16 protein-coding genes are annotated in these 26484 nt (G+C 66.1%); 7 read left to right on the top strand and 9 right to left on the bottom strand.

Features of this window, described 5'->3' with window-relative positions; all coding sequences use genetic code 11:
• Position 1 precedes the first annotated feature (1 nt).
• From ACIBCN_RS01870 to ACIBCN_RS01845, 6 genes are all read right to left on the bottom strand, one after another.
• Complete coding sequence (locus ACIBCN_RS01870) at positions 2-5416, bottom strand: amino acid adenylation domain-containing protein (protein WP_396989567.1); 5415 nt, start codon at positions 5414-5416, stop codon at positions 2-4.
• A 71-nt stretch (positions 5417-5487) separates the two neighbouring features.
• On the bottom strand, positions 5488-9972 hold the full coding sequence (locus ACIBCN_RS01865; RefSeq protein ID WP_396989566.1) for an amino acid adenylation domain-containing protein: 4485 nt from the start codon (positions 9970-9972) through the stop codon (positions 5488-5490).
• Positions 9972-10844, bottom strand: coding sequence for an alpha/beta hydrolase (locus tag ACIBCN_RS01860; RefSeq protein ID WP_396990156.1), 873 nt, complete (start codon positions 10842-10844; stop codon positions 9972-9974). The genes ACIBCN_RS01865 and ACIBCN_RS01860 overlap by 1 nt, the downstream gene beginning before the upstream one ends.
• A 46-nt stretch (positions 10845-10890) precedes the next feature.
• Positions 10891-12468, bottom strand: coding sequence for a tryptophan halogenase family protein (locus ACIBCN_RS01855; protein ID WP_396989565.1), 1578 nt, complete (start codon positions 12466-12468; stop codon positions 10891-10893).
• Positions 12469-12523: 55 nt separating this feature from the next.
• Complete coding sequence (locus tag ACIBCN_RS01850; protein WP_396989564.1) at positions 12524-13282, bottom strand: tryptophan 2,3-dioxygenase family protein; 759 nt, start codon at positions 13280-13282, stop codon at positions 12524-12526.
• A 30-nt stretch (positions 13283-13312) separates the two neighbouring features.
• Entirely contained in the window at positions 13313-14926 is a 1614-nt protein-coding gene (locus ACIBCN_RS01845; RefSeq protein ID WP_396989563.1) for a (2,3-dihydroxybenzoyl)adenylate synthase, read from the bottom strand.
• Positions 14927-15125: 199 nt separating this feature from the next.
• Between ACIBCN_RS01845 and ACIBCN_RS01840 the strand changes: the two genes are divergently transcribed.
• The 7 genes from ACIBCN_RS01840 to ACIBCN_RS01810 all read left to right on the top strand — a co-directional run bounded on the left by ACIBCN_RS01840 (position 15126) and on the right by ACIBCN_RS01810 (position 21921).
• Positions 15126-15893 (top strand): thioesterase II family protein, encoded by a 768-nt coding sequence (locus ACIBCN_RS01840; RefSeq protein WP_396989562.1) that lies wholly within the window; start codon positions 15126-15128, stop codon positions 15891-15893.
• Positions 15890-16636, top strand: coding sequence for an SDR family NAD(P)-dependent oxidoreductase (locus ACIBCN_RS01835; RefSeq protein WP_396989561.1), 747 nt, complete (start codon positions 15890-15892; stop codon positions 16634-16636). Before ACIBCN_RS01840 ends, ACIBCN_RS01835 begins: the two co-directional genes overlap by 4 nt.
• Positions 16637-16683: 47 nt before the next feature.
• Positions 16684-17943 (top strand): pyridoxal phosphate-dependent aminotransferase, encoded by a 1260-nt coding sequence (locus ACIBCN_RS01830; RefSeq protein WP_396989560.1) that lies wholly within the window; start codon positions 16684-16686, stop codon positions 17941-17943.
• A gap of 32 nt (positions 17944-17975) precedes the next feature.
• Positions 17976-18527 (top strand): flavin reductase family protein, encoded by a 552-nt coding sequence (locus ACIBCN_RS01825; protein ID WP_396989559.1) that lies wholly within the window; start codon positions 17976-17978, stop codon positions 18525-18527.
• A complete protein-coding gene (locus ACIBCN_RS01820; RefSeq protein WP_396989558.1) occupies positions 18520-19074 on the top strand; it encodes a winged helix-turn-helix transcriptional regulator in 555 nt (184 codons plus the stop codon). The genes ACIBCN_RS01825 and ACIBCN_RS01820 overlap by 8 nt, the downstream gene beginning before the upstream one ends.
• Positions 19071-20282 (top strand): cytochrome P450, encoded by a 1212-nt coding sequence (locus tag ACIBCN_RS01815; protein WP_396989557.1) that lies wholly within the window; start codon positions 19071-19073, stop codon positions 20280-20282. Before ACIBCN_RS01820 ends, ACIBCN_RS01815 begins: the two co-directional genes overlap by 4 nt.
• Before the next feature lie 73 nt (positions 20283-20355).
• A complete protein-coding gene (locus ACIBCN_RS01810; RefSeq protein ID WP_396989556.1) occupies positions 20356-21921 on the top strand; it encodes a flavin-containing monooxygenase in 1566 nt (521 codons plus the stop codon).
• Positions 21922-22019: 98 nt separating this feature from the next.
• On the opposite strand, the gene asnB is transcribed toward ACIBCN_RS01810, so the two are convergent.
• From asnB to ACIBCN_RS01795, 3 genes are all read right to left on the bottom strand, one after another.
• A complete protein-coding gene (asnB, locus tag ACIBCN_RS01805) occupies positions 22020-23855 on the bottom strand; it encodes an asparagine synthase (glutamine-hydrolyzing) (RefSeq protein ID WP_396989555.1) in 1836 nt (611 codons plus the stop codon).
• A gap of 45 nt (positions 23856-23900) precedes the next feature.
• Entirely contained in the window at positions 23901-25679 is a 1779-nt protein-coding gene (locus tag ACIBCN_RS01800; RefSeq protein ID WP_396989554.1) for a non-ribosomal peptide synthetase, read from the bottom strand.
• A gap of 124 nt (positions 25680-25803) precedes the next feature.
• Complete coding sequence (locus ACIBCN_RS01795) at positions 25804-26304, bottom strand: winged helix-turn-helix domain-containing protein (RefSeq protein WP_396989553.1); 501 nt, start codon at positions 26302-26304, stop codon at positions 25804-25806.
• Positions 26305-26484 lie beyond the last annotated feature (180 nt).

Genomic DNA, 26484 nt, shown 5'->3' with positions numbered 1-26484 from the left:
CTCAGTCCTCCGCCAGCAAGATATCCGCCATCATGGCGACATTCGGCGGTTGCATGCAGGTGAAATGGTCCCCCGGCACGTCGACGATGGACAGTCCGCCGACACATACCTGCTGCCAGTATTCGGTCATATCGGCATGCATGCCGGGAAATATCTCGGCATCACCGGTCTGGCGAATGAAGGTGGCCTGCTTCTCGTATTTCGTCGGCATGTGATTGGCCACGGTGATCAAGCTGTGCTTGATATTTCGCAAGAATCCCGCCAGCCATTCGACCGTGCCCAGCTCGTCGTCGCCCGCGGGCATTTTATCGCCCATGGCACGCAACCGCTCCTGCTGCGGACGTTGGGCCAGCAGCTGGAATTCGCGCAACGCCAGGGCGCCCGCCTCGCTCAACCCCGACGCCGGTTCCGCGGCGAGACTGCCCTGCGGAATCGTATTGCCGTGGCGGGCCGCGACGGCCTGAATCAGCTCGTTCATACCGCGGTCGGCGGGCGGATAGCCGAGGTCCGCCGGATCGACCTGAACCATTCTGGCGCACAGGTATTCGGCCATCAGATCGTCCTCGACCAGGTACGGCACTCGATAACTACTGATCGCGGTCATGCCGGTCACCTCGACACCCGCCTGGGTGAGCCGGTGCGCGATCTCGGGCACGAGCAGCCCGCCCATGCAGTAGCCGACCAGGTGCGCCCGCTCGATGCCGGCCGCGAGCAGCGCCGCGGTATGCCGATTCGCGAGGTCGTCCACCTCGGTGCGCGGGTCGCCGGACAGGAACAGTTCCGGGTCGTCGATGACCAGGCCGACCAGCGGCACCCGACCGGACAGTTCCCGCAGCAACGAACGGTAGGGAACCAGCGTGCCCGTTCCGTCGTGCACCAGGACCATGGTCGAGGTGTCGGCGACGATGCTGTTGATCTGAACCACCGAGGTCGCCGACCGGGTCGTGCCGTCCGCGCCGAGCTGGGCGGCCAGCGCGGCGACCGTCGGCCGGTTCATCACCAGCCGCAGCACCTCGTCCCAGGACAGCTCAGCGGCCTGCGTCAGGTCCTCGCGCATCCGGCTGACCAGCCGGGCTACCAGCAGCGAGTCGCCACCGAGGTCGAAGAAATTCGTGTCGCGGGCGACGAATTCGACGGGGAGTACCTCCGTCCACAAGGCCGCGATGGTGTGCTCGAGGCCCGCCCGCGGCGCCTCACCGCCCGCCTGGTGCCCGCTCCCCTGTTCCACCGACCCTGCCCACGCGTCGAGCCGTGACCTGTCCACCTTTCCGTTGCCGGTCAACGGAATACCGTCCACCACTTGGATTTCGGCCGGGATCATATAGCCGGGCAGCCGGGCAGCCAGCTGGCCGAGCAGTTCCTGCTGGCGTATGTCGGCGCGGTCGGACTTGAATCGCGCCGCGAAGGTCTGCGGACCGATCCCGGCGAGCGCGGAGCCCGCTTCGGGCAGGCACAACGCGACCTCCGCGCCGGCTTCGTCGAGCAACCGCAGCCACGTTTCCCGATCGGGGAATACGCTGCCGTCTTCTTTTCGATGGTCCTCGAATCCGCTGAGCCCGGCATTGAACTCCATCGAGGTCATGATGCTGTAGACCTCACGGGTGGCCTCGATGAAAACCAGCCAACCGCCGGGTGCGAGCATTTCGCGCAACCGGACGAGACCGTCGCCCAAATGCTTTGCCAGGTGCAGCACGTTGGAGAGCACGATGACATCGACCGTGTTCGGCGCGATGCCCTGGGCGCGGTAGTCGCGATTCAGGTCGAACAATCCGTAGCGCACCCAGTCGAAGTCCTGATACTTCTCCTTGGCGGCGCCGAGGAAGAAGTGCGAGACATCGGTGAAGAGGTAGTCGACGTTCGCCTCGGCCAGGCCGGGTATCAGCACGGCGCTGGTGCCACCGACGCCCGCGCCGATCTCCAGCACCCGCAGTGGACCCGGTCCGGCGTTGGTCCTGGCGATCTCCCGCACTGTCGAGGTGACGACCGCGTTGTTGTATCGGCTGATCAGATTCTCGCGGTAGGTGGCCTCCGCCGGCCCGAACTGTCCCTCCGGGAACAGCAGCGACAGCACGCTGACGTCATCACGCAGCAACGATGCCAAATTGGCCTCGGTCATGCGCAGATAGCGAATGACCTCGGCTCCCCAATTCGTCAGCCCGGCCAGTTCGTCGATCCGCCGCCATATTTCCCGGCGAGCGGCCGGATCGGCGGTCAACCTGCCGCGGTAGGCGCCGCCGGGAAGATCCCGCGTGATCCGCCGCTCGCTCACCAAGACGCTCAACCAACGCCGCATGAGGTGGTGATTACCGGCAGCCACCGCGAGCACATCGATGATCTCGTCGATGGTGTGCGTCGCGTCCGGCGCCGCGAACAACTCTGCGGCGGTGAACATTTCGGCCATCGCGTCGAGCGCGACGGCGTCGAGTAAGCCGTTCATCTCTACGATGTGCGCGTCCGCGATCCCGCGCGCGACCTCGGCACCGCTGTCGCTCGCCTGGCGCACCAGCCCGTCGGGCAGCGCGCGGGGCGTGATCCTGGCGGATTCGACAAAGCCGACGAGGCGCCGCGCCGGACCCTCGTCGCGCACGGCGACGGCGGACTGCTCGACGCCCTGGCAGGTGTGCAGTGCCGCCTCGATCTCCGCGAGCTCGACCCGGTGCCCGTTCAGCTTCACCTGCCGATCGATACGACCGAGGAATTCGATCACTCCGTCGGGATACCGGCGACCGAGGTCACCGGTGCGATACAGCGACGCGCCGGTCACCGGATGCCGCACGAATTGCGCGTTCGTTCGCTCCGGATCGCCCAGGTAGCCCTTGGCCAGCCCCACCCCGCCGATATACAGTTCGCCGATCACCTGGACCGGGCATTCCCGCATCATCGGGTCGAGCACGTGCATGGTCTGATTGGCCAGCGGCTTTCCGTACGGAATACTGCGCGCGCCTCGATCGACCTCGGTAATGGGGTGATAGATCGACCAAATCGATGCCTCGGTCGCCCCGCCCAGGCCGATCAGCTCGAGGTTCGGAATCCGCGGCCGAATGGCGTCCGGTAGCGTCACCGGAATCCAGTCACCGGAAAGCATCGCCAACCGCAAGCGTGAGATCTCGGTCGCGGAATCGTGTCGCAGATATTCCGCGAGCATCTGCATCTGGGCCGGTACCGAGTCCCAGATCGTGACGCCATTGGTGGCCAGTTGCGCCGCCCAGTGGGACGGGTCGCCGCGCAGCGCGTCATCGGGGAGTACCAGCGCGGCGCCGACGGACAGCGGGCCGAAAATATCGTAGACCGAGAGGTCGAAACCCAGTTGCGCCAAGCCGAATACGCGATCGTCCTCGGTGACCGAGAATCGCGTATTGATGTCATCGATCGTATTGCGCGCGGCGGCGTGGCTGATCATCACACCCTTCGGACGGCCGGTGGACCCCGAGGTGTAGATGACATACGCGAGATCGTCCGGTGCGGGCCGATGCGGCGCCGACCACGGGCGGGGGGACAATTGATCGACCTCGATCAGGTGCACGCCGGCAGGCGGGTCGAGCGATTCGCGCAACCCGGCCACCGTGATCACCTGGCGAATCCCGGCGTCGGCGATGACCGTATCGCGCCGCAGCGCGGGTTGTGTCGTGTCGATCGGTACGTACACGCCACCGACCAGCAGCGTGCCGAGTACCGAAACCACCTGCTCCGGACCCTTCGGCAACACGATGCCGACCCGGTCGCCCGGCTCGCAGCCGGCCGCGGCCAGCGCGGCGGCAACCGCACCCGCTTCGGCCATAAGCTCGGCGTAGGTCAACGTTCGCGCATCGCTCACCACGGCGACCCGGTCCGGTGTCCGTGCCGCACGCGCGACCACCCCCGCGTGCAGCGGCTCGACCGAACGCGGTGCCGCGGTGTCGTTCACGGCCGCGATGACCTCGCGTTGCGCGGGCGGCAGCTCGACCGGGTCAGCCGCCGACCACACCGCGGATTCGTCGGCCAGCCGGTTCACCAGCCGGGCGAACGCGACGAACATGGCTTCGGTCAGGCCGTCGGGGAACACACCGTCGCGCACATCCCAGTGGGCGACCAATCCGTCTGCGTCGGCGGTGATTTGGCAGTCGATCCAGACCTGTGGCGTCTGGGTGATGCCGTAAACGATCTCGGCTCCGGTCATCAGCGAATTCGTGTCGTCCGCGGTGGTACCGCCGATGGTGCTGGTGAAGGTGATCGGCATCAGCGCGTCGGCCCGGCCCCGGCGCTTGGCCAGCTCACGCATCACCTCGACACCCGAGTAGAGCCGATGGTCCAGGTCTTCCCACAGCCTCGCCTGCCCATCGCTGGCTCGGTCCGCGAAGGTCGCGCCCTCGGTGAGGTCCACGGCGAACAGGCTGGTCGAGCTGAAGTCACCGATTATCCGCGGCACGTCCGGATGCAGCGGCAGACGATTTTCCAAGGTCAGGCTCAAGGTGAGGCGCGGCGTCTGGCTCCATCGTGCGATCGTCTCGGCGAACGCCTGCAGCAACGCGCTCGACGCGCTGACGCCCGCCGCGCCCGCGCGTTCGTTGAGCGCATGCCACCGCTCGGCGGGCAAGCGCACCTCGTGCCGCGAGAATTTCGGTGGCGCGTCGGCCGCGTCGGTGCGCAGCGGCAGCAACGGAGCAGGCGGCAGCGCGTCGACGCGGTCCAGCCAGTAATCGCGATCGCGCCCGTAACGGGTACCTTCGACCACGCCGCGAGCGCCGAGCACATAGTCACGAAAGGTGATTTCCGGTGTGGGCGACAACGATTCGCCGGCACACAGCGCACCGAACTCGCCGAGCAGCAGCTGCATGCTGCGGTAGTCACAGAGCAGCAGGTCGAACCCGATATGCAGGATCAACCGCTGGTCGGTCGGCGTCACCCGCATATCGAACAGTGGCCACTGTTCGGTCGGGCGTACCTGATGCGACATCGCCGCCCTGGTCGCCGTGATCGACTCCGCGCGTTCCTGTTCGACGCGGTAGTGCGGCACTTCCGGCAGTACGCGTTGATAACCCTCCGCCGAGATCACCGCACGCAGCATGTCGTGCCTGTCGATCAGCTGATTCCAGGACGGCTCGAGCTGGGCTGAATACGACAGTGGGAGAGCGAGTTCCATATAGCCGTGGCAAGCGACGCCGCCGTAATCGAAAGCCCTGCTTCGACCGAGCAGATACGCCGACTGAATATCGGTGAGCGGGAACTGCTCGAACCGCGCGGCCGGATCGGCGACGAGTCCCGGGCCGAACTCGCGCTCCCGCAACAGCTCCAGCAGCGCGCCCTTGTGCGTCCGCAACCGCGCAAGCCGGTCCGGCGTCATCACGCCCTTCGGCGCGCGATAACGAAGCTGACCGTCCTTTTCGTACAGCACACAGCCTTCGGCAGTGAGGCTGGCAAACATCGCGCCTACATCCACGGCTTTTCATCCTCCATCAAAGAAAATTCAGCAAAATAGCGCAATCATCGGACGCGGCTCGTGCCCGCGGGTCACAGCTCGCCTTCGTCGAACTCGTCCCGGCCCGCACCGAGCTGCTCGATCAGCGCGCTCAATCCCGCCACGGTCGGCGCCCGCATGACCTCGCGCATCGGCAAGTCGACGCCCCATGTCGCGCGCACCTCGGCGACGAAGCGGGTGGCGAGCAGGCTGTCGCCGCCGAGCCGGAAGAAGTTCTCTTCCCGGCCAACCGATTCCAGCCCGAGCAGCGTCGTCCAGCGTTCGGCGATGAATTCCTCGGTGCCGCCGCGCGGCGAATCGCCCACCGCGCGCGGCACCGCCACGGATTGTTCGAGAGCCGATTGGATCCGTCGCCGATCGACCTTCCCGTTGGCGGACAGCGGCAGCGCGGGCAGCACCGCGAAGTGCGCCGGAATCATGTGCTCGGGCAGTCGGTCCGCCGCCCACCGGCGCAGCTGCTCGGCATCGACGCCGAGTGCCGTCTCGGGACGGCGCGCGGCGAGCACGAATTCGCCGGTGACCTCGTGGCGCAGTAGGCGAACGTTGTCGAGCCCGGCACGATGGCACGCCCGCGTCCAGCGCTCGGGGCCTTGGCACCAGGCGGAATTCGCACCGCCGTCGCCGAAACGGTTTCCCATTGCCTCGAACGGCAATTCGGTGACCAGCGCGAACGGCCTTGGGTAAGCGCGTTCGAGCAGATAGAGGTGCCCGCCCGGCGCGAGCAGCAGCGCCATGGTCGTGACGGCGAGCTCCGGGTCCGGCATTCGGCGCAGGGCGTTGTTCGCCACGACGGCATCGAACGCGTGGGCGCGTGGCCCGGCGATCGCCGCGGGGCCCTGCACCGCGATGCGGGTGCGGTACCCGTGTTCGGCCAGCCGCGCTTCGGCCGCGGCCAATACTGGCTTCGCGGTACCGAGCAGGGTGTATTCGACTGTGTCCGTGGCTAATTCGGCCAGCAATCGGGCGGCGCCGAGACCACCCGCCACATCCCACTCCGCGACCGCCGGCGCCGCGCCCCGGGTCCGCAGGTCGTCCGCAATGGCCGCAAGGCATTTCGCGGTCCCCGGCGCCAGATCGTTGAGACTTTCCGGAGCGAGTACCGGGTCGTCCAGCAACGCGGTCGGATCGGCGTCACCGCCGAGGATGGCCGCGAAAAGCGGGCCCGCCCACGCCAGCGCGTTCGCGGCGTGCTCCAGATGGGTGCCACCGGCGCTGGCGCGAAGCTCCTTGATCCACTCCGGATTCGTGACCTCATCCCATCGAGGACCGCGCCGGTAGACCGTGTCGGCAAGTGCCAGGACCGAGCGTTGCTCCAGGTATTCGAGCCAGATGTCCAGCACCGGAAGCTGTTCGGCGCTGACGGACAGCTCCGCCACGTCGTCCGGCCCGACCATCGGCGCGACGATCGCGGCCAGCAGCACCTCCATCAGCAGGTGCTCGACCAGGTCCGGTTCGGTACCGATCACGAACTCTGTTGCGGGCGAGACGTTTTCCTGGCTATCACCGACGATGCGGTCGGTATCGGCCGGCACCGACGCGCGTTCCACCACCGCGGCCACCAATTCCCTGCGCCCCTCGGTGGTCGCGATGGCCACCGCCTGTGCCACCGCCGGATGCGCTTGCAGGCCGGCTTCGATCTCGCCGAGCTCGATCCGGAAGCCGTTGATCTTCACCTGGTGATCGAGGCGCCCGAGGAACTCCAGGTTGCCGTCGGGACGGTAGCGGCCGAGATCACCGGTGCGATACCAGCGTTCGCCCTCCTGCCGCGGGAAGCGGGCGGCGGTCAGCTCGGGATCGCCACGATAACCGAGCGCCACCCCGCTCCCGCCGATCCAGAGTTCGCCGGGCACCCAATCGGGACAATCCCGGCCGCGGCCGTCGACCACTCGAAACTTCTGATTCCGCAACGGTTTTCCGTACGGTATCGATCGCCAGCCGGCCGGTACCTCGGCAACCTCGTACGCGTTCGACCAGATCGCGGCCTCGGTGGCGCCGCCGAGCGCGATCATCCGGCACCGTCCGCGCGACGAACTAGCCAGTCTGCCCGGCAGTTCCAGCCCGATCCAGTCGCCGGACAACAGCGCCAACCGCAGCGTGCCGGGGAGTTCGTCGGATGCGGTCAGCACCATCTCCAGCAAGGCGGGGACGGAGTTCCAGACGGTGACGCCATGCCGCTGGCACAGGGTCAGCCACTCGCGCGCGTCGCGGCGGCCGGACTCCGGCACCAAGACGGCGGCACCGCCCACCGCGAGGAATCCGAAGATGTCCCACACCGAGAGGTCGAAATCCAGTGCGGACACCGCCAATACGCGGTCGCCGCCGCCGACACCGAACCGCTCATTGATGTCCTCGACCGTATTGACCGCCGCCCGATGGCTCACCTCGACGCCCTTGGGCTGGCCCGTCGACCCGGAGGTGAAGATCACGTAGGCGGTGTCGCCGGGGTCGGCGGCCACGGGTGCCCGCAGTGGCCGGGCGCGCATCGCCGCGTCGATCGCGAGCACCTCGATGCCATCGGCCGATTCCGGTAGCCCGCTGCCGTCGAGAATTACTCGGACGCCGCTGAGTTCGAGGATGCGGGCCCTGCGGTCGGCCGGCTGATCGACGCCGATCGGCACATACGCGGCGCCCGCCGCGAGCACGCCGAGGACGGCCGCGATCTGCTCAGCGCCCTTCGGCGCGAGCACGGCGACATAGGAACCACGACCGATACCGCGCCGCACCAGCGCACCGGCGACGCACAGGGCGCGGCGAGCCAGCTCGTCGTGATCCATCACCCCGCCGTCGCCCCACAGCAGGGCGGGCCGTCCGAACCGGCCCTCGGCACGCTCGAAAAATACGGTATGCAAAAGGTTTTCGGTCAGCGTCCGGGTCGCCGAATTGATCGCCGCCCGCCGCTGTCGCTGACCAACAGGCAGCGGGATCTCCGGCATCGCGAGGTCCCGGGCGCCGTCGGTCAGGCCACGGACCAATCCTTCGTATCCCGACATCATCGCGTCGAGCACACCCGCCGGGAACAGCTCGTCCACGGCATCCCACACCAGCCGCACGCCGCCGTCGGGGGTGCGGTAGATCTGATGGTCCAGCCACAGCTGCGGGGTCTGCGTGATCATCCACGACACGTCGCCGAAGCGGGCCGCGAACTCGGCCGGAATCAGCGGTCCGGACAGATCGCAAGAGAACGCGACCGGCGCCGAGCGGGGCGTATCCGCGTCGGCGCGCGCGAAGTCGCGCAGCACATCGACGCCGGTGTACGCGGCGTAGCCGATGTCTTCGTGCATCTGCTTCTGCACGGTGCGCGCGCAGTCGGCGAAGCTTTCCCCGGACAGATCCACCTCGAGCAGCACGGTTCCGGTGAAATCGCCTACCAGTCGCGCGATCTCGGGGTTGGCGTCGAGGTCACGATCGAACAGCGGCAGATTGAGCAGGAAACGCTGCTCCCCACTCCAGCGACCCAGCATCATCGCGAACGCCGTCGCCAGCACCACCGCGGGCGTGAGACCCAGCTCGGCCGCTCGTCGCTCCACCCCGCGCCACTCGCCCTCGGTCAGCCCGAAAGAGCGGCGGACGAATCTGGGCGCGGCGACCGCTTCCGGGTCGATGGCCAGCGGCAGCTTCGGTCCCCCCGGCAGCGACGGCAACCGTTGCTGCCAGTACGAGCGCGCCCTTTCGCGTTCCACCGCGCGAATGTCGGTCTGATCGGCGAGATATCGGCCGAACGTATAGGTGATCTCGGCTAGTCCGCCCGGATTGTCGTACAGCACAGCCAGTTCGGTGAGCATCAACCGGAAGCTGGCCAGGTCCGCGACCAGCATCTCGACGTTCAGGTGCAGCCGATCCAGCGCACCGGGGAGTCGGGTCAGCTGAACATCGATGACCTTGCCCCGATCGACGTTCATGTACCGGTGCGACAGCCGGTCCCGAAGATCGAGGGCGGCCTTGGCCGCGGCATCCGCCGGGTATTCGCGATAGTCGTGCACGGCCAGACCTGGCCAGGACGAGTGCGCCATGATGTGCTGGGTGGCGTCATCGGCGAACCGCGCCCGCAGCATCGGATGGCGGTCGATCAGTTCGCGGACGGCCCGCTCGAGGCGAGGCGGATCCACCGGTGCCACATCGAATTCCATGTAGTTGTGGCAACTGACACCGCCGAGTGGCTGATCAGGGAGGCGACCGATCAGGTAGGCCTGCTGCACCGCCGTGAGCGGGAAGGACTGGTCCGCTCGGTCACGCTCGGGGATCCGCGACGCCGGTATCGGCGCTGTGCCCTCGGCGAGGTGCACCAGCCCGAACCACGCCGACAGCCGCGGCTCGTCGGACAATTGCGCGAAGGTGACCTCGGCACCGGAACCGTTGAACCGGTTGGTCAGTCGCATCAACTCCATCGACTGCAGGCCGAGTTCGAAGAGGTTGCTGTCGTCGTCCGCGCTGGTCAATTCGATGCCGAGGACACCGGACACCGCACCGCGCAGGGCATCCCGGTCGCCCGCGCCGGGGCTGACATTCTCCGATGACATTACAAACTCCCTTGCCCGGCATGGATCAACTCGACCAAGGCATGACCGAGCACAGTGTCCGGATCGCCCAGGTCGAAAGCCAGATCGAAATGATTTCGGTTGGGTACGACCAGATCCGTCACCCGGCCACCGCGGGCGCGCACGGCGGCCGCGAATTCCGTGTGCTGCCTCGCGAATTCGTCGGTTTCGTTGTCCCCGCGCGCAATGACCAGCGGCGGGAGCGCGGCACCCAGGTTGTGCAGCGGGCTGCACGCGCGGGCCGCATCTGCGTCCAGTCCCAGCGGCTCGTTCACGTAGGTTCGACGGATCGGTTCGAGGTCGTAAACGCCGCTCAGCAGCAGTGCGCCGCCGATCGCCTCGGCCGCCCGCATGCCGCACCGCCGCCAACCGGGTTCGTCGAGCAACGCCATGGCGACGAGATGCGCGCCCGCCGAACAGCCGCTCAGATAAATCTGCTCGGGGGCGCCGGGCAGCCGGTCGGTGTTGCGGGCTATCCACCGTATCCCGTCGGCGACCATGCTGATGATCTCCGGCAGCCGGTACGTCGGCGCCAGGCCGTAACCGAGTACCGCCACCGAAATGCCTTGTGCGACGAGGCCTTCGGCCATGAAGGCTGATTCGCGCCGGCTGAGCTCCTGCCAGTAGCCACCGTGCACGAACACCAGCACCGGGGCGCCCTCGTGGCCCGAGGGAAAGAAGTCGAGCAATTGCTCGGGCCACGGTCCATAACGTATACCGCGACGCACAGCCAACCTGTCTCTGGCCGCCGCGCTGCGCACGGCGTACTCGTGCAGATAGACATTGATGTCCGCAACACGCGAACTCGGTGAATACTGAATGTCCAGGGATCGCTGGTCGTACGACAGATACATCGTCACGTCGATTTCACTCGTTTCGAATCAGCATATCGAAGAAAATCTACTGATTGGCCCGCATGTGGGCGAAGTACTCATTCTGCGTCGGCAGTTCCTGAACCAGCTTCTCCGCCTTGGCCCGGATACGATCGAACTCGAGCAGCGCCGCCCGATCGTCAACCATATCGAGCGCCGGAGAATGGCGGACCTCGATCCCGCCGGTACCGAGCAGAATACAGTTGTACGAGTACGGCGGCAGGCCATGGTAGTACGGGTACACCGTCTCCGAGTCCGGCACCTTGTATTTCCAGGTCTCGAGCCGCTCGGCCAGTTCATCCGGGATCTTACGGGTCTTCGTATCCTGCCAATACTGGTTATCCGCACGCTTCGCGCCACGGTAATGCAGACACAGGAACTCTCGTACACCATCCATGACGCGCGACACCGAAAGGTTGTACTGGTCCCGCAGGCGGTCGTCGCCGCGCCCGGCCGGGAAGTATTTGACGATCTGCTCGATGGCCTGGTGGATGAAGAAGATCCCGGTCGATTCCAAGGGCTCGACGAACCCGCTCGCCAGACCGACCGCGACACAGTTGTTCACCCAGGAACGGCGGCTCCGGCCGACTCGCATCTTGATATGGTTCGCCGAAACGTCGGCCGCCGCGGGGCCGACGAATTCGCGCAGCACACGCTCGGCCTCCTCCGGCGTGGTGTATTCACTGGCGTAGACGTATCCGGTGCCGACGCGGCTGATCAATGGGATGGTCCAGATCCACCCCGCGTCCTGCGCGGTCGCGGTGGTGCACGGCCGCAACGGTTCACGATCCATATCCAGGGGCACCTGGAGTGCCACCGCGCTGTCGTTGGGCAGGGTGTCCTGGTACGACACGAACGGCTCACCGAGTGCCTTGTTCAACAGCACCCCACGGAACCCGGTGCAGTCCACGAACAGGTCACCGGTGATGTCGCCGTGCTCGGCGGTGCGCACGTGCGAAATCCAGCCCTGCGCGTCGAGCGCGACATCTTCGACCTTGTCGACGATGTGCCGGACGCCGCGCTGGGTCGAGTATTTCGTCAGGAACTTCGCCAGCAAATGGGCCTCGAAGTGGTAGGCGTAGGGGATCTGCGCGCCCTGATACTCGGCGATTGTCGACCTGGCCGAGGTATCGCTCAGATCGTGTTCGACGAAATCCTGGTCGATCAGTTTCCCGTCCAGGTAGCGGGGTGAGCGCTGGGCGTCGCACAGCGACGCCATCACGAAGCAATCCTTGTCGAAACGGCTGGTTATCGGGTTCCGCAGCCACCAGTCGCTGAGTGGAAATCCGTCGACCGATCCCAGCTGCTCGAAGGGGTGATAGAAATGATGACCCGGCTCCCGCCAATTCTCGAACCGGACCGCGAGCTTGTACGTGGCGTTGCAGGCCGGCATCCACTCGGACTCCTCCAAGCGCAGGAACTCGAAGAAATGCCGGATGTCGCTGAACGTCGCCTCGCCGACACCGATGGTGCCGATCTGGTCCGATTCCACGACCGTCAGATCGATCCGCTCGCCGAAGGCGGCCGCCAGGTACGACGCGGTCATCCAGCCCGCCGTGCCACCACCGACGATCACGACTCGTTTTCTGTTGCCATTATCGGACATTGCTGCTTTCTCCTTAACCATCGGTAACTCGCTCGACGACATCGGCTGATCCATATCAGATCGGGCAATTCATAGTCATGACCGTGCCCTCGCGCCGCTCAGCTCGAGTAAATATTTCTGGAAACAATGTGCGCTCGGTCGAGCGCCACAAATATGCCGCGCCGGACGAGCCGGCCGTGCCCTGCGCGCCGCCGAGAAATAGCTCGGCCAGTTCGGCATGCTGGGCCCGCCAGGCACGCACCGAGCTGTCGATATTCGAGAGCGCCGCATATATCCGCTCGGTCGACGACGAGTCGCTGTGCGGAGTCCCCGCGCCGACCCGATCGCGGTACTCGACGAAAGCAGTGGACACCGACTTCTCGTCGAGGCGGCGCCGCATCCTGGCTCGTTCGGCGTCGGTCAGCCCGGTGATGTTCAGGAATCGCGGATCTTTTGCGCCGCACAGAAATTCGATCTCGCGGTACTGGGCGGACTGGAATCCGCTCGAGGTGCCGAGCGTGGCCCGTAGCCGGTCGAACGATTCCGGCGTCAGGGTGGCGAGCACGGCGAAATGCTGGCTGATCACCTGCATGATGTGCGGCAGCCGCTCGAGCTGCGCCGCGGCCGCGGCCGCCTCGTCCGAGTCCAGCGCCGCACGCGCGGACTCCAGATGGCGCAGCACAACCGCGAACCAGATCTCACAGGCCTGGTGCGTCGCGAAGAACAGCGTGCGATCCGCCTCGTCACGCACACAGGCGATTTCGAGGAGTTCATCCAGTCGGAGTATTTCCCCATACGCCGGATCGCGTTCGATAGCTGGCGAATTGGTTGTCACGTGACGTTTCCCTCCTCATCTGATTTCCGTTCAGCGAGACTGCAGTTGTCCAGCACGCAGTGCGTTCTTGTCGATCTTTCCCACCGGCGTGCGAGGCAGTTCGGGCACGATGATCAGCTCATCGGGCAGCTTGTACGGCGCCAGACCACGATCGCGGAAATGCTCTCGAACCGTCCGCAGCGAGACCTGCGTCGCCGCGCCGTCCCCACCGACAACGACGAAGACGCAGAGGCGTTCGCCGAGATCATCGTCGGGGATGCCGACCACCGCGGCATCGCGGACCAGCCCGTGCGCCAGCACGTGGCCTTCGATCTCCTCGGCCGAAACCTTCTCTCCCCCATGGTGAATGATGTCTTTCAGCCGACCTTCGATGACAATGTGCCCCGCGTCGGTCAGCCGGGCCAGGTCGCCGGTGCGGAAGAATCCGTCCTCGGTGAACGCGCGGCGATTGACTTCCGGCGCGGCGAAGTAGCCCCGGATCGTATAGGGGCCGCGGGTGAGCAACTCGCCGATTCCGCCGGGCGCCACCGGGTGATCGTCGGCGTCCACGATGCGGATCTCGTCGGCGGGCGAGAGTGGTTTGCCCTCGGTGCCGAAGACGATCTCCGGCGGGTCGTCGAGGCGGGTATGGGTGAGCAGGCCCTCGCCGACGCCGAACCAGTTCATGATGCGGCACCCGAGACTCACGCTGACCCGAGCCGCGGCCGTCTGCCCGAATTTCGAGCTGCCAACCTGCATGGTCATCGCGCTCATGTCGATGGGGGTGTGCTGCGCGGCCTCCGCCCACAGCAGGGCCAACGTGGGCACCAGCGCCGTGAGGGTGACCCCCTCCTGCTCGATCAGCGGAAAGACATGGTCCGGACTGGGATTGGCGGCCAGCACGGCCTTTCCGCCGACGAGCAACGCGCCGAGCGCGCCGGGGCAGCCGAGCGCGGCATTGTGCGGCACCGGGTTCGCGGCGAGATACACACCGCCGCTGTCGAATTCGGCGACCCTGGCGCACTGGAAGATGTTGTACGCGTAGTCGTCATGGGTCCGGGGAATCAGCTTCGGCACCCCGGTCGTGCCGCCGGACAGCAACAGCAGCGCCACCTCGGACGCGTCGACCGGCGGCAGTTCGCGCGCCGCGGCTCGGGCGATCTCGGACAGCGGCGTGAATTCCGCTGCCTCGCCCGCGATCACGATATGCCGTAGACCAGGGACCGCATCGCGAACCTCGCGGGCAAGCGCTCGATAATCGAAACCCTGGAACCGATCCGGGGCGATATACGCCACCGCGGCCGATTGGCGCGCGAGATGGACGATCTCGTCGCGGCGATGACCGGGCAGTGCCATCACCGGAATCGCACCGATGGTGAACAGCGCGAAGATAGTGGAGAGGAAATCGACCACATTGGGCAGGTGCAGCACCACCCGGTCGCGCCGGCCGATGCCCAGCTCGAGCAGGCCCGCCGCGATTCGATCCGCCTCGTCGACGAGTTCCGCGTAGCTGACCCGACGGGTCGCATCCACCGCCGCGACCTTGTCCGGGCGGCGGCGGGCACTGTCGGCGAGCAGCTGCCCGAGCGAGATACCGTTCCAATAGCCCGCACTGCGGTAACGCTCGGCAAAGTCGGGTGGCCACGGTACGAACCCGTCCAGCATGTGTCCTCCTCGGTTACGTGCCTTCAGCGTCGGGCACAGGCCTCGACGGCGTACCGAGCCCCAACAGAGCTGCGACAGAAATGTGCGGCCGGGCCGTCGCGTCGACGGCGCCGAGGACCCGATCCGGCTCCGGCGCGGGGTGACGGAGAGACGAAAGATACTGGTACGTCACCGGGTTCGGCGTGCGACTCTCGGTGACATGAACCAGGTACGAACCCGCGACCGCGGGTGGGTGCGGGCCCTCAACAGCGTGGTGAACCCCGCTATCCGGTTGGTGTGCTTTCCATACTCCGGTGGCTCGGCGGCAACCTATCGCGCTTGGGCCTCGGCGATGCCCGCGGGTTTTCAACTGATTGCCGTGCAATATCCCGGTCACGCCGATCGGATCGCCGCGGCGCCGGCGGGCAGCGTAGCGGAGATGGCATCGTCGGTCGCCGGGGAACTGGCGCGACTGGATCCGGCTCGTTGCGCCCTGTTCGGGCACAGCCTGGGTGCCGTAGTCGCCTACGAGACCGCGAAAGTGTTGCAGAACAACGGAACACCGGCGGATTGCCTGTTCGTTTCGGGCGCGGCCGCGCCGTGGCAGGCCGGTGGCGGGGCCACCCATCGGGCTACCGACGACGAATTGTGGTCAGCCCTCCGGGATCTCGGCGGAATCGACGCGGACGTCGCCGACAATGCTGAGCTGCGTGAGCTGCTGCTACCGGTGCTCCGGTCCGACATCGCGCTCCACGAGACCTATCGGCCCGCGCCGCACCCCGAACCGCTGCGCTGCCGGGTCCGCTGCTACTACAACATCGAGGATCCCCTGGTGGATAGCGCGCGGGTCGTCGCGTGGGCCGCGGTCGGTACCGGCCGATTCGGCCTGCGGGCCTGGCCGGGTGGCCATTTCCAGTCGCTCACGGACTCGACCGAACTGATCGGCGACATCATCGCGACGCTCGCGGAAAGCGGGTTGCCGCAATGACTCTGGATGGTAAGTCGATCGTGGTCACCGGTGCGGCCACCGGTATCGGCCGGGGTATCACCGAATGCCTGCTGAAGTCGGGCGCCAACGTGACGATGGTCGGGCGCCGCGCCGTGCCGCTGCGGGAGCTGGCGGATCGATACGGAGACGCGGCCGCGGTGCTGGTGCACGACATCTGCGCACCCGGTGCCGCCGAACGGATCATCACGGCGGCGACCGAACGCTTCGGCGGGCTCGACGCGGTGGTCAACAACGCGGGCTCGGCCCGGTTCGGCAGGCTGGCGGAGATCGACCCCGCGCAGTTCGACGCGATGTTCGCCGTCAATGTCCGGGCGCCCGCCGACCTGATCCGCTGCGCGCTACCGCAGCTGCGCGCCAATCATGGCAGCGTGGTCAACATTTCGTCGGTCGGCGGGGTGCTGTCCATGCCGGGCCGCGCCTACTACGGCGCGACCAAAGCGGCCATGAACAGCCTGACTCGTTCGCTGGCCCGGGAACTCGCACCGGACGTGCGGGTGAACGCCATCCTCCCCGGGCCGGTGGACACCCCGATGTGGACCGAGACCGGTCTGAGCGAGGCCGCGACCGACCAGCTCCGCACCGACCTGCTCTCGTCCACGCCGATGGGACGCCTCGGTGACAGCACCGAGCTCGGCCGGTGGGTGTGCTTGCTGCTAGACCCGGATATGTCGAGCTGGGTGACCGGCGCACTGATCCCGGTCGACGGCGGTCGCACGGCGTGAAAACGGTTGACTCCGATGACAATTCGACGAATACAGGTGGTACGAGCGTGAGTCCAGATATCTTCTCCGTCGCTGGATCGATTCCGTCGTCGTGTCTGCACGACATCTTCCGAGCCGCGCAGGCTCAAGAGGAACGGACCGGCACCGAGGTGGTGAAGCTGCACGTCGGTGAGCCGTACTTCCACCCCTCCGATGCGGTCGCCGAGGCGTTCATCGATGCCGTTCGCCGCGGCGACACCAAGTACACCGGCCCGGAAGGCCTGTCCCCGCTGCGCGAGGCGGTGGTGGACAAACTACGCTCCGACAACGCACTGGACACCGAGTTTTCCCGGGTGCTGATCTCCCCCGGTTCCTGTCAGGGCCTGGCCGCCCTGATGCAGTCGCTCGCCGAGCCCGGCGCCGAAATCCTGCTGCCGGAACTGCATTGGCCCGTGCACCTGCAGCAAAGCCTGCTCGCGGGTTTCCGGCCGGTGCTGTATCCGCTCGGGCCGGACTTCCGGCCCGATCCCGAGGCGATCGCGGCCGTCGCGACGCCACGCACCCGAGTGCTGCTGCTGAACTCACCGGCCAACCCGTCCGGCGTCACCCTCGATCCCGAGGTGCTGGCCGCCGTGCTCGACTTGGCCCGCAGGCGGGGCTGGCGCGTCATCAGCGACGAAGCCTACGAGCACTTCTGCTACGAGGACGAGCACGTCTCGGTCGCTTCGCTCGAACGCGACGTCCCGGTGGACGAGCGCATCGTGCACAGCGTCTTCACCTTCTCCAAAAGCTTTGCGATGACCGGTTATCGGCTCGGTTACCTCGCGCTGGCCAACGACCGGGCCGCGGATGTCATGAAGGTCGTCCAGGAGGCCAATGTCATCGGCACGTCGACGCCGGTGCAGCATGCCGGGATCGCCGCGCTGCGCGGCCGGGCCGACGCGGCGGCGACCAATCGAAAGCTGGTGCAGCGCAACCGGGATGTGGCACTGTCGCCGCTGATCGAGGCGGGGTTGCTCAGCGAACTGCCCGCGGGCGGGTGGTACGCGATGCTCGACGTGGGCCGGACCGGGCTCGACGCCGAAACGTTCGCGATGCGGCTGCTCGCGCGCACCGGTGTCGCGGTGGTGGCGGGCAACGGCTTCGCCATGCGGCCCGACCTCGACGATCGAGGTCGGCTCCGTTCCTTCGGCTACGCACCGTGGGCGCGGCACCTGATCAGAATCGCCTATTGCGTCGATCCGGCACAGCTCGAGCTCGGGGTGCAACGGCTGGTGGAATTCGTCGACGAATGCGGCGACGGGCAGCGGCACGGGATCCGTTCGTGATCACCGCCGCGGTCAAGAGGAGGTAGCTCACCATGCGGGATCCGGTACCGGACACACTGCTGCGCACGCCGGTCGACGCGGCGCAGTTCAGGTCCCTGATGACGGCGCATCCAGCCGGGGTCGCCGTGGTGACCACCGCGGGACCGGATGGCAGGCCGTGGGGGATGACCTGTTCGTCGATATGCAGCGTGGCGCTGGAACCGCCGACCCTGCTGGTGTGCCTGCGCGCGGAAAGCCCGACGCTGGCCGCGCTGCTTCGATCGTCCGCCTTCGCCGTCAACCTGTTGCACGACCGGGCCGAATCAGCGGCGAGCCTGTTCGCCTCGCCGGTGGCGGACCGATTCGAGCGGGTCGCGTGGGCCCGGGAGCCGGAGTCCGGGGTGCCGCACCTGATCGAAGACGCGCATACGATCGCGGACTGCCGGGTCCGCGACACGCTGTCCATCGGCGACCACATGGTGGTCTTCGGGGAGGTGTTCGGGGTGCAATCACCGGTGGTTCGGTCATCGAGTCCGCTGCTGTACGGAATGCGGCGGTACTGGTCACTGGCGGTCGACCCGGTGTCCGGAGTCGACGGTGAGTAGCGAATTGGCCGGCACCGGGCGCGCGGCGGCCGGGCCGACACCGCGCATCCCCGATTGCCCGCTCGCGCGCACGGCCCAGACGATCGGCCCCTGGTGGACCCTGGAGATCCTGCACGAGATGTTCGACGGGCACACTGGATTCGAGTCGATCGGTCGGAATCTGGCGACGCCTGCCGACGTCCTGCTGGCTCGGATGGCCGCTCTGATAGCGAAGGGGTTACTCGAAACCGAGCACGGCTCCGCGAATCCGAGGGACCGGAACTATCGGCTCACCGATCTCGGTCGTTCGCTGCGCCCGATCATCCTGGCCATGGCGGCATGGGGGAATCATCTACTGGCGCCGCAGGATCGCAGCCTCATCCTGGTCGACGCCGCGACGGGCTCGGAGGCAGACCCGGTGCTGGTGGACCGCTGGACCGGCCGAAAAGTCGACAGCACCGGATATTTCTTCGCCCGCGGTCCCAAGGCAAGTGCATTGATCAGCGCCCGCTATCCGCCGAATCCCGGTGCGGCGAGCCAGCATTCGGTGGAAATAGAGGAACAATGAGTCAGCTCACGGTCGACGTTCGTTCGCTGGACCTCACCGATCCGGCGGCCTTCCTCCGCAACGACGTCCATGAATTCTGGCGTCGAGCACGGGTGGCACACCCGGTCTACTGGCACGACCCCACCGACCGGAAACCCGGATTCTGGGTGGTGTCCCGCTATTCCGACGTTCAGTCCTCGTACAGCAACCCCGCGCTGAGTTCGGTCCGGGGCAATGTCCTCGATGTCGTACTGCGCGGCGACGACTCGGCGGGCGGCAGCATGCTCGCGGTCACCGATGGTGCACACCACCGCAGGCTGCGCACCGTCCTGCACCGCGCGTTCACGCCGCGGGTGCTCGGCGAGGTGGTCGAGAAGGTCAGGCATCGCACCACCGAGCTGTTGTCGACGGTCGCCGGGCTGGACAGTTTCGACTTCGCCGCCGAGGTCGCCGACCACATTCCGATGAACACGATCTGCGATCTGCTGTCCATTCCGACCGCGGACCGCGCGGATCTGCTGCGCTGGAACAAGATGGCGTTGTCGTCGGATCGGGCCGACAGCACCGAACTCGACGCACTCGGCGCCCGCAACGAAATACTGCTCTACCTCATGGAATTGACCCAGGACCGGCGGGACGACCCGGGCAGCGACGTGATCAGCATGCTCGCCACCGCGGTCGTCGATGACCGGCCGCTCACCGTGGCGGAGATCGCGGTCAACTGCTACAGCCTCATTCTCGGCGGCGACGAAACGTCCCGGGTATCGGCGATCGGAGCGGTGCTCGCGTTGATCGAGAACCCCGACCAGTGGCACGCGCTGCGGGCCGGCGACGTCACCGTCGACTCGGCGGTGGAGGAGGTGCTGCGCTGGACGACGCCGCCGCTGCACGTCGCGCGCACCGCGGTGCAGGACCTGGATATCGGTGGCACCACGGTGCGCGAGGGCGACATCGTCACGTTGTGGAACGTCTCCGCCAACAATGACGAATCGGTCTTCGCACAACCACGCCGTTTCCTGCTGTCGCGCTCCCCCAACAAGCACCTCTCGCTCGGCCACGGCCCGCACTTCTGCCTGGGCGCCTTCCTCGGCCGGGCGGAACTGCGGGTGCTGCTGGGTGCCCTGGTGGCCGGCGTCGCGCGGATGGAACTGCGCGGGGCACCCCGCCCCCTCTATTCGAATTTCATCTACGGCTGCGACAGCCTCCCGGTGCACTTCGCGCGCCGCTGATAAGCAGGCACCTGATGGAAAGAAATTGGCAAGAGTCCGCGCAGTCGCCGGGCTCACCTGAAAACATTGAGTAATGAGAAAGAACGTCTGTGTAATCGGTGCCGGTCCCTCCGGCTTGGTCGCGGTGAAAGAGCTATTGGATGAAAACCACACGGTGACCTGCTTCGACCGTAGCACCGAACTCGGTGGGGTATTCCGTTCGGGAATCGGCCCCGACGAGATGGGCGCCTACGACTCGACGATGCTGACCATCTCCAATTACATGATGACTTTCTCCAGCTTTCCGCCGCAGCATGACGAACGTCGATATTGGTCCGCGGCCGAATATCGGCAATATCTGACGGATTTCGCCAAGAAATTCGGCGTCGATTCGACCATCCGCTACCGAACGGATGTCTCGAGCGTATCGAAGAATGACAGCGGCGGCTATACGGTCGAGGTCGCGCCGGTCGACGACCCGGCGGCGCGGACTGCACACCAGTTCGATGCGGTAGTCGTCTCCACCGGCACCCACCGGATCCCGAATTACGTCGACCTCCCTGGTCAGGACGACTTCACCGGCGAGATCGTGCACTCGGCCTATTACCGCAATGCCGAACGATTTCGCGGAAAGAGAATCCTCTGCGTTGGCATCGGCGAAACGGCCGCGGATGTCGTGAACGAGGTCGCCCAGGTAGCGACGAGCTGCACGCTGTCCGTGCGACGCTATCAGCCTGTCGTCGCCAGGTATCCAGGTTCCCGAAGCTTCACAAATGACACCTACACGTCCTACGTGTTGAATTCGGTACCGTTACCGGCCGCCACCGCGTTGCAGCGCGTAGGGGCCCAACTGGGTAAAAGGTACGGCAAGACGGCCATCACCAGGGCGGTGGCCGATTGGAATTCGAAGAACAAACACTTCTTCAATCATTTCTATACCAAGAACGAAGCATTCATCCATCGGGTCGTCGACGGCACGCTGGCCGTGAATGCCTCCGGCATCGAACGCCTCGGCAAGGATTATGTGCTCTTCAAGGACGGTCACCGGGAACCTATCGACACCATCGTCTTGAACACCGGATACGTCGAGGATTTCAGTCTGGTGCAGGACGTGCGCATCGACGACGTGCGCAGAATGTACAAGCATATGATCCATCCCGATCTCGGCACCGGCATAGTTTTCATCGGATGGGCCCGGCCCGGTACCGGCGGCGTGCCGGCCTGCTCCGAAATGCAGAGCCGCTACTTCGCCCTGCTGTGCAGTGGCAAACTCCAGCTGCCGGACCGCATCCGCCTACTCGGCCACATCGAGCGGCAGGCCGCGTACGAGAACGAGGTCTTCTTCGGCAATCCCGAGCTGCGGACGCTGGTGCACTACCCCCGCTACATGATCGACTTCGCGAAGGTGCTCGGCTGCTCGCCGTGGCGTCCGGAGGTCTTCCTGAATCCGCGATTGGCATTTCACCTCTGGTGGGGCTCCCAGGTGCCGCCGGTTTTTCGGCTGTTCGGTCCGCACAGCGATCCCGACACCGCACGGACAACGATCCTCAGTTTGCCGACCGGATTCAGTGCCGCTCAGATGCTGCTGGCATCCGCGTTCATCGGCGGCTCACGTGTGCTTACGGCGGTGGGCCTGATGAAACGGGACCCGGCCTACTGAGCCGGCCTACTACCCAAAGCGAAGCGGCCCTCGGTCGAGAATTCCTGGTGCCGGACAAGGAATCTCGACCCGAGGGCCGCTTCTTCACGTCGGCTAGCTCACAGCAGCAGTTCCGGGGAGTTCAGTTCGAGCCAGACGGCTAGGGCGATCGTGCGCTCCAAGCCGGCCCGGGTGGGAAAGGGCATCCGTGCCGGGTCCAGTGCGACCGCATGCTCTACCCGCTCCCGATCGGCCAGCGTGAAGATCGGCGAATCAGGTTCGGCCAGGCGCTCTTTCATCTGCTGTTGCAGGCTACCGATATAGGTCGCGTCCTGCGTGGACGGGAACGCGCTCTTCACCCGCTCCACCACCGACCCGGGCAACACATGCTTGGCGGCGTGCCGCAGCAGGCTCTTCTCTCGGCCGTCGAAGGACTTCATCGACCACGGAACGTTGTACATGTACTCGACGAGCCGATGGTCGCAGAACGGCACCCGCACCTCCAACCCGACCGCCATCGACATCCGATCCTTACGGTCCAGCAACTGCCGCACGAACCGAGTCAGGCTCAGGTGACAGATCGTGCGCATCCGGTACTCGACCTCGGATTCGCCGTCCAGGTGCTCGACCTCCGCGATGGCGGTGGCGTATTGGTCGGCGATGTAGTCGTCCAATCGCACGCGCTCGCGCAACTCGGGGCGCAGGATCGAGTCCGCGCTGCCGAGATACTGCCGGAAGGCGGGCAGCCACGGGAACGTCTTCGCGTGCACGCTGTCGTCATGGAACCAGCTGTAGCCGCCGAACACCTCGTCGGCCGACTCCCCCGACAGCGCGACCGTCGAATGCTCACGGATCGCCCGGAACAATAGATACAGCGAGCTGTCCAGGTCGCCGAAGGTGACCGGGATATCGCGGGCCCCGATCACCGCGTGGCGCACCGAAACATCGGACAGCTCAGCGGGATTGAGCACGACATCCTGATGCACCGATTGCACGAGCGTGGCCACGTCCCGCACGTACGGCGAATCCGGGGTGTCGTGCATCTCGTCGGGCACGAAGTTCTTCTCCTGGTCGATGAAGTCGACCGAGAACGTGCGCACCCGCTCCCCCCTGCGCGCCAGTTCGTGCGCCGCCAGGCCGGTGATGGCGCTGGAGTCCAATCCGCCCGAGAGTAGGACGCCTTGCGGCACATCCGAAATCAGCTGCCGTCGCACGGTGTCGGTCAATAGGTGGCGCACGCGATCCACCGTGTCGGTCAGACTGTCATGATGCTCGGCCGGGGTCAGCTTCCAATAGGTGCGCTTGCGAATGCCCTTGCGGTCCACCGTCAGCACGGTGCCGGGGAGCACCTCCGCCATCCCCTTCCACAGCGCCCAGCCCGGCGGCTTCGTGTACGCGAACACCTCCCGCAGACCCTCGAGTTCGACGGCCTTGCGCGCCAGCGGATTCGCCAGGATCGCCTTCGGCTCCGACCCGAACAGCACACCGTCCGGCGTCGGATAGTAGTAGAAAGGCTTGACCCCCATGCGATCCCGCACCATCACCAGCTTTTCGTCACGCTGGTCCCAGATCGCGAACGCGTACATCCCGTTGAGCTCATCGACCAGCCCGTCGCCCCACTGCAGGTACGCCCGCAACACCACCTCGGTATCACTGTCGGTGGTGAAGCTGTGCCCCAGCGCCGCAAGCCGGTTGCGCAACTGCAGAAAGTTGTACGTCTCGCCCGAATACACCAGCGCGACATCGCCATTCGGCGTAGCCACGGTCATCGGTTGCGCCCCACCCGGCAGATCGATCACCGCCAGCCGTCGATGCCCGAGCCCGACATGCGTCCGCACGAAGGTGCCCCGCCCATCGGGTCCCCGGCAGGCCATGGTCTCGGTCATCGCGTCGATCACCTCCGACCGGCGAGTCAGATCAGAGTCGAACGAAACCCACCCTGCAATACCGCACATTCCCGCGGCCCTCCAGATCCTTTGTCTATGAATTGATATCGAGAATCACGCGCGGACCGGCTCCGCCTGCTCCATCAGCCGCGCCAGCTCGGCCAAGCTCGCCGCCGCGAACATCGCCCGCATCGACACGTGCACGCCGAGCTCTTTGCGCATCCGACTGGCCAGTTTCGCGGCAAGCACCGAGTGGCCGCCCAGATCGAAGAAGTTGTCCTGTGGCGTCACGCCGCTGATCTGCAGCGTCTCCATCACCAGCTCGCACAGCAGCTGTTCGTTGGATTTCGGCTCGTTCGCGACGGAGGCGGCGAATGGTGGCGTCTCGGCCGCCGGACGCGCGGACCGCTCAGCGAGGGCCTTGCGATCGATCTTCCCGTTCAAGAGCGTGGGAAACTGCTCGAGCAGCACGAACGTCGACGGAACCATGTGTTCGGGCAGCGTCCGGCGGGCGTGTTCGCGCAACTGCGCCTCGGTAACAGCGTGGCGTGCCGAGGTTTTGACGTAGGCGGCGACATTCGCGGTAGCGACATCGGCACCGCTGACGACCACGACGACGATCTCCACCGCCGGGTGGCCGGCCAGCCGCGCTTCTACCTCGCCCAGTTCGATACGGAAGCCGCGGACCTTCACCTGATGATCGATCCGGCCGGTGAAATAGAATTCGCCGTCGGTTTCGTGTCTGCCTCGATCGCCCGACCGATACATTCTGCTGCCCGGCGCGCCGTACGGATCGGCGACGAACCGAGCCGCGGTCAGGCCGGGCCGGTTCAGGTAACCGCGCGCCAATCCGGTTCCGGCCAAGTACAACTCGCCCTCGTCGCCATCGCCGCAGGCGCCAACCAGTTCGTCGAGCACGTACACCACGCCGCCGTCCCACGGCGATCCGATGGTCACCTCCGCCTGGACGCCGTCGATCGGGCCGCCGACCGCCGCACCGACGGTCACCTCGGTCGGACCGTAGCCGTTGAACAAGCGCCTGCCCTTGGACCACGCCTCGGCCAGCGACCCGGTGCACACATCGCCGGTGGAGGTGATCGTGCCGCCGAGCAGCAGCCCCGCGCTGTCGGTGCTGCCCAGCGCGACCGGCGGCAGGACCGCGTGTTTCACGTCGTACTTCAGCAAGGTTTCGCGTAACGAATCGCCGGGCAGCAACGCGTCCGCATCGGCCATCACCAGCGTCGCGCCACGCAGCAACGCCAGCGTGAAGTCCCAGAACCAGGCGTCGAAGCTGAACGACGCCCATTGCAGCACTCGGTCGCCGCGTTCGACATCGAACACCCGCGCTTGGGTGGCGACCAGATCCGCGACGCCGGCGTGGCTGACCGCGACTCCCTTGGGGACGCCGGTCGAACCGGAGGTGTAGATGACGTACATCAGATGAGCTGGCGTCAGTAGCGCCAGACGCTCGCTCGCAGTGACGTTTTCGCCGCGTTCGCGCTCGCACATCGCCTCGAATCGCGGTGCGCCGAGCACCATCTCCGGCACGTGGAGTTGCAGTGCGGTGACATCCTCGGTCCGCAGCAAGAGGACCGGGCGCGCGTCCCCGATCATGTGCGCGAGCCGCTCGGCCGGATAGCTCGGGTCGAGCGGCAGGTACGCGCCGCCCGCCTTCAGCACCGCGAGCACCGCGACGATCAGCCGGGTCGATCGCGGCACCGCGATGGCGACCAATGCGTCCGGCCCGACGCCGGCCGCGATCAGGCGCCGAGCGAGCCGGTTCGCGCGGGCGTTCAACTCCGAATAATCGACGACGGTCTCCCCGAAGATGACCGCCGGAGTATCAGCCGACTCGGCAACCGTGGATTCGAAGAAATCCGAAACTGTATTCAACTTCGCTCAGCCTCCGGCGCGTATTTCATCACGTTTGATACAAGAGAATACGCCGCAGGCGTGGCAACGCACTTCATTCTTTCTCGAGTCTGTCAGGCCGGGCCCGGACGCCGCCGACCAGCGGCTAGGCGGGCTCTACGACGAAACCGCGACCCCAGATATTCCGCACCGCGAGATCAATTAATTGCAGGCGGCGGCGCAATCGCATGACATGAAGGTCGAGCGCATTGCTGGACGAGCTGGCACCCGAATGTTCGAGTATCTGCCGCAGTTCACTGCGGTAGACGAGATTGCCGTAGCGTGAGATCAGCGGTGCCACCATTTCGCATTGCGTCATGGAGAGCGTGACGGAAGCGTCCTTGTAATAGAGAATACCGGCCGGGTCGAGTAACGGCTTCGAATTGAGCACCGCGCGGGCGGCCAGCTGACGAACGCGAGCATATAGATCGTCCGAACCGATAGGCGGGCGTACCCAGTCCTCATTGAGGCTCAACTGCTCCGGCGGCTGCGCGCCGTGCTCGACTATCAGGAGGCAGAGATGCTGGCCTGCCTTGCACTGCTCGCGGATATCCCTTTCCGCGGGCCAGCGCACGAATTTGACCGACTCTTTGACATTTACCTGCACAAGTACTCCTTAAAGCAATTCTGCCCGTCGAGACCGAGCAGCAGGCGTCGCAACGCCGTCTTCCGCACAGCTATCGGCATGCCATCGGCTCAGCACGAATCACAAAGCAGCCGCAGTCATCTCATCGTCACCCGGGGCGAGCCGGGCCGAAGCGCTACGTGAGATCCGGAACCATCATGA

This window comes from Nocardia sp. NPDC051052, from assembly GCF_044456045.1.
In the GTDB taxonomy this organism is placed as follows: Bacteria; Actinomycetota; Actinomycetes; order Mycobacteriales; family Mycobacteriaceae; genus Nocardia.
The sequence above is the reverse complement of the archived record's forward strand: the minus strand, read 5'-3'. Positions and strand labels throughout refer to the sequence as shown.

Excerpts from the sequence above, each read along its gene's own strand:
- ACIBCN_RS01865 (WP_396989566.1), bottom strand. The coding sequence starts at position 9,972 with ATGTCATCGGAGAATGTCAGCCCCGGCGCGGGCGACCGGGATGCCCTG.
- ACIBCN_RS01860 (WP_396990156.1), bottom strand. The coding sequence starts at position 10,844 with ATGTATCTGTCGTACGACCAGCGATCCCTGGACATTCAGTATTCACCG.
- ACIBCN_RS01855 (WP_396989565.1), bottom strand. The coding sequence starts at position 12,468 with ATGTCCGATAATGGCAACAGAAAACGAGTCGTGATCGTCGGTGGTGGC.
- ACIBCN_RS01845 (WP_396989563.1), bottom strand. The coding sequence starts at position 14,926 with ATGCTGGACGGGTTCGTACCGTGGCCACCCGACTTTGCCGAGCGTTAC.
- ACIBCN_RS01840 (WP_396989562.1), top strand. The coding sequence starts at position 15,126 with ATGAACCAGGTACGAACCCGCGACCGCGGGTGGGTGCGGGCCCTCAAC.
- ACIBCN_RS01835 (WP_396989561.1), top strand. The coding sequence starts at position 15,890 with ATGACTCTGGATGGTAAGTCGATCGTGGTCACCGGTGCGGCCACCGGT.
- ACIBCN_RS01825 (WP_396989559.1), top strand. The coding sequence starts at position 17,976 with ATGCGGGATCCGGTACCGGACACACTGCTGCGCACGCCGGTCGACGCG.
- ACIBCN_RS01815 (WP_396989557.1), top strand. The coding sequence starts at position 19,071 with ATGAGTCAGCTCACGGTCGACGTTCGTTCGCTGGACCTCACCGATCCG.
- ACIBCN_RS01810 (WP_396989556.1), top strand. The coding sequence starts at position 20,356 with ATGAGAAAGAACGTCTGTGTAATCGGTGCCGGTCCCTCCGGCTTGGTC.
- asnB (WP_396989555.1), bottom strand. The coding sequence starts at position 23,855 with ATGTGCGGTATTGCAGGGTGGGTTTCGTTCGACTCTGATCTGACTCGC.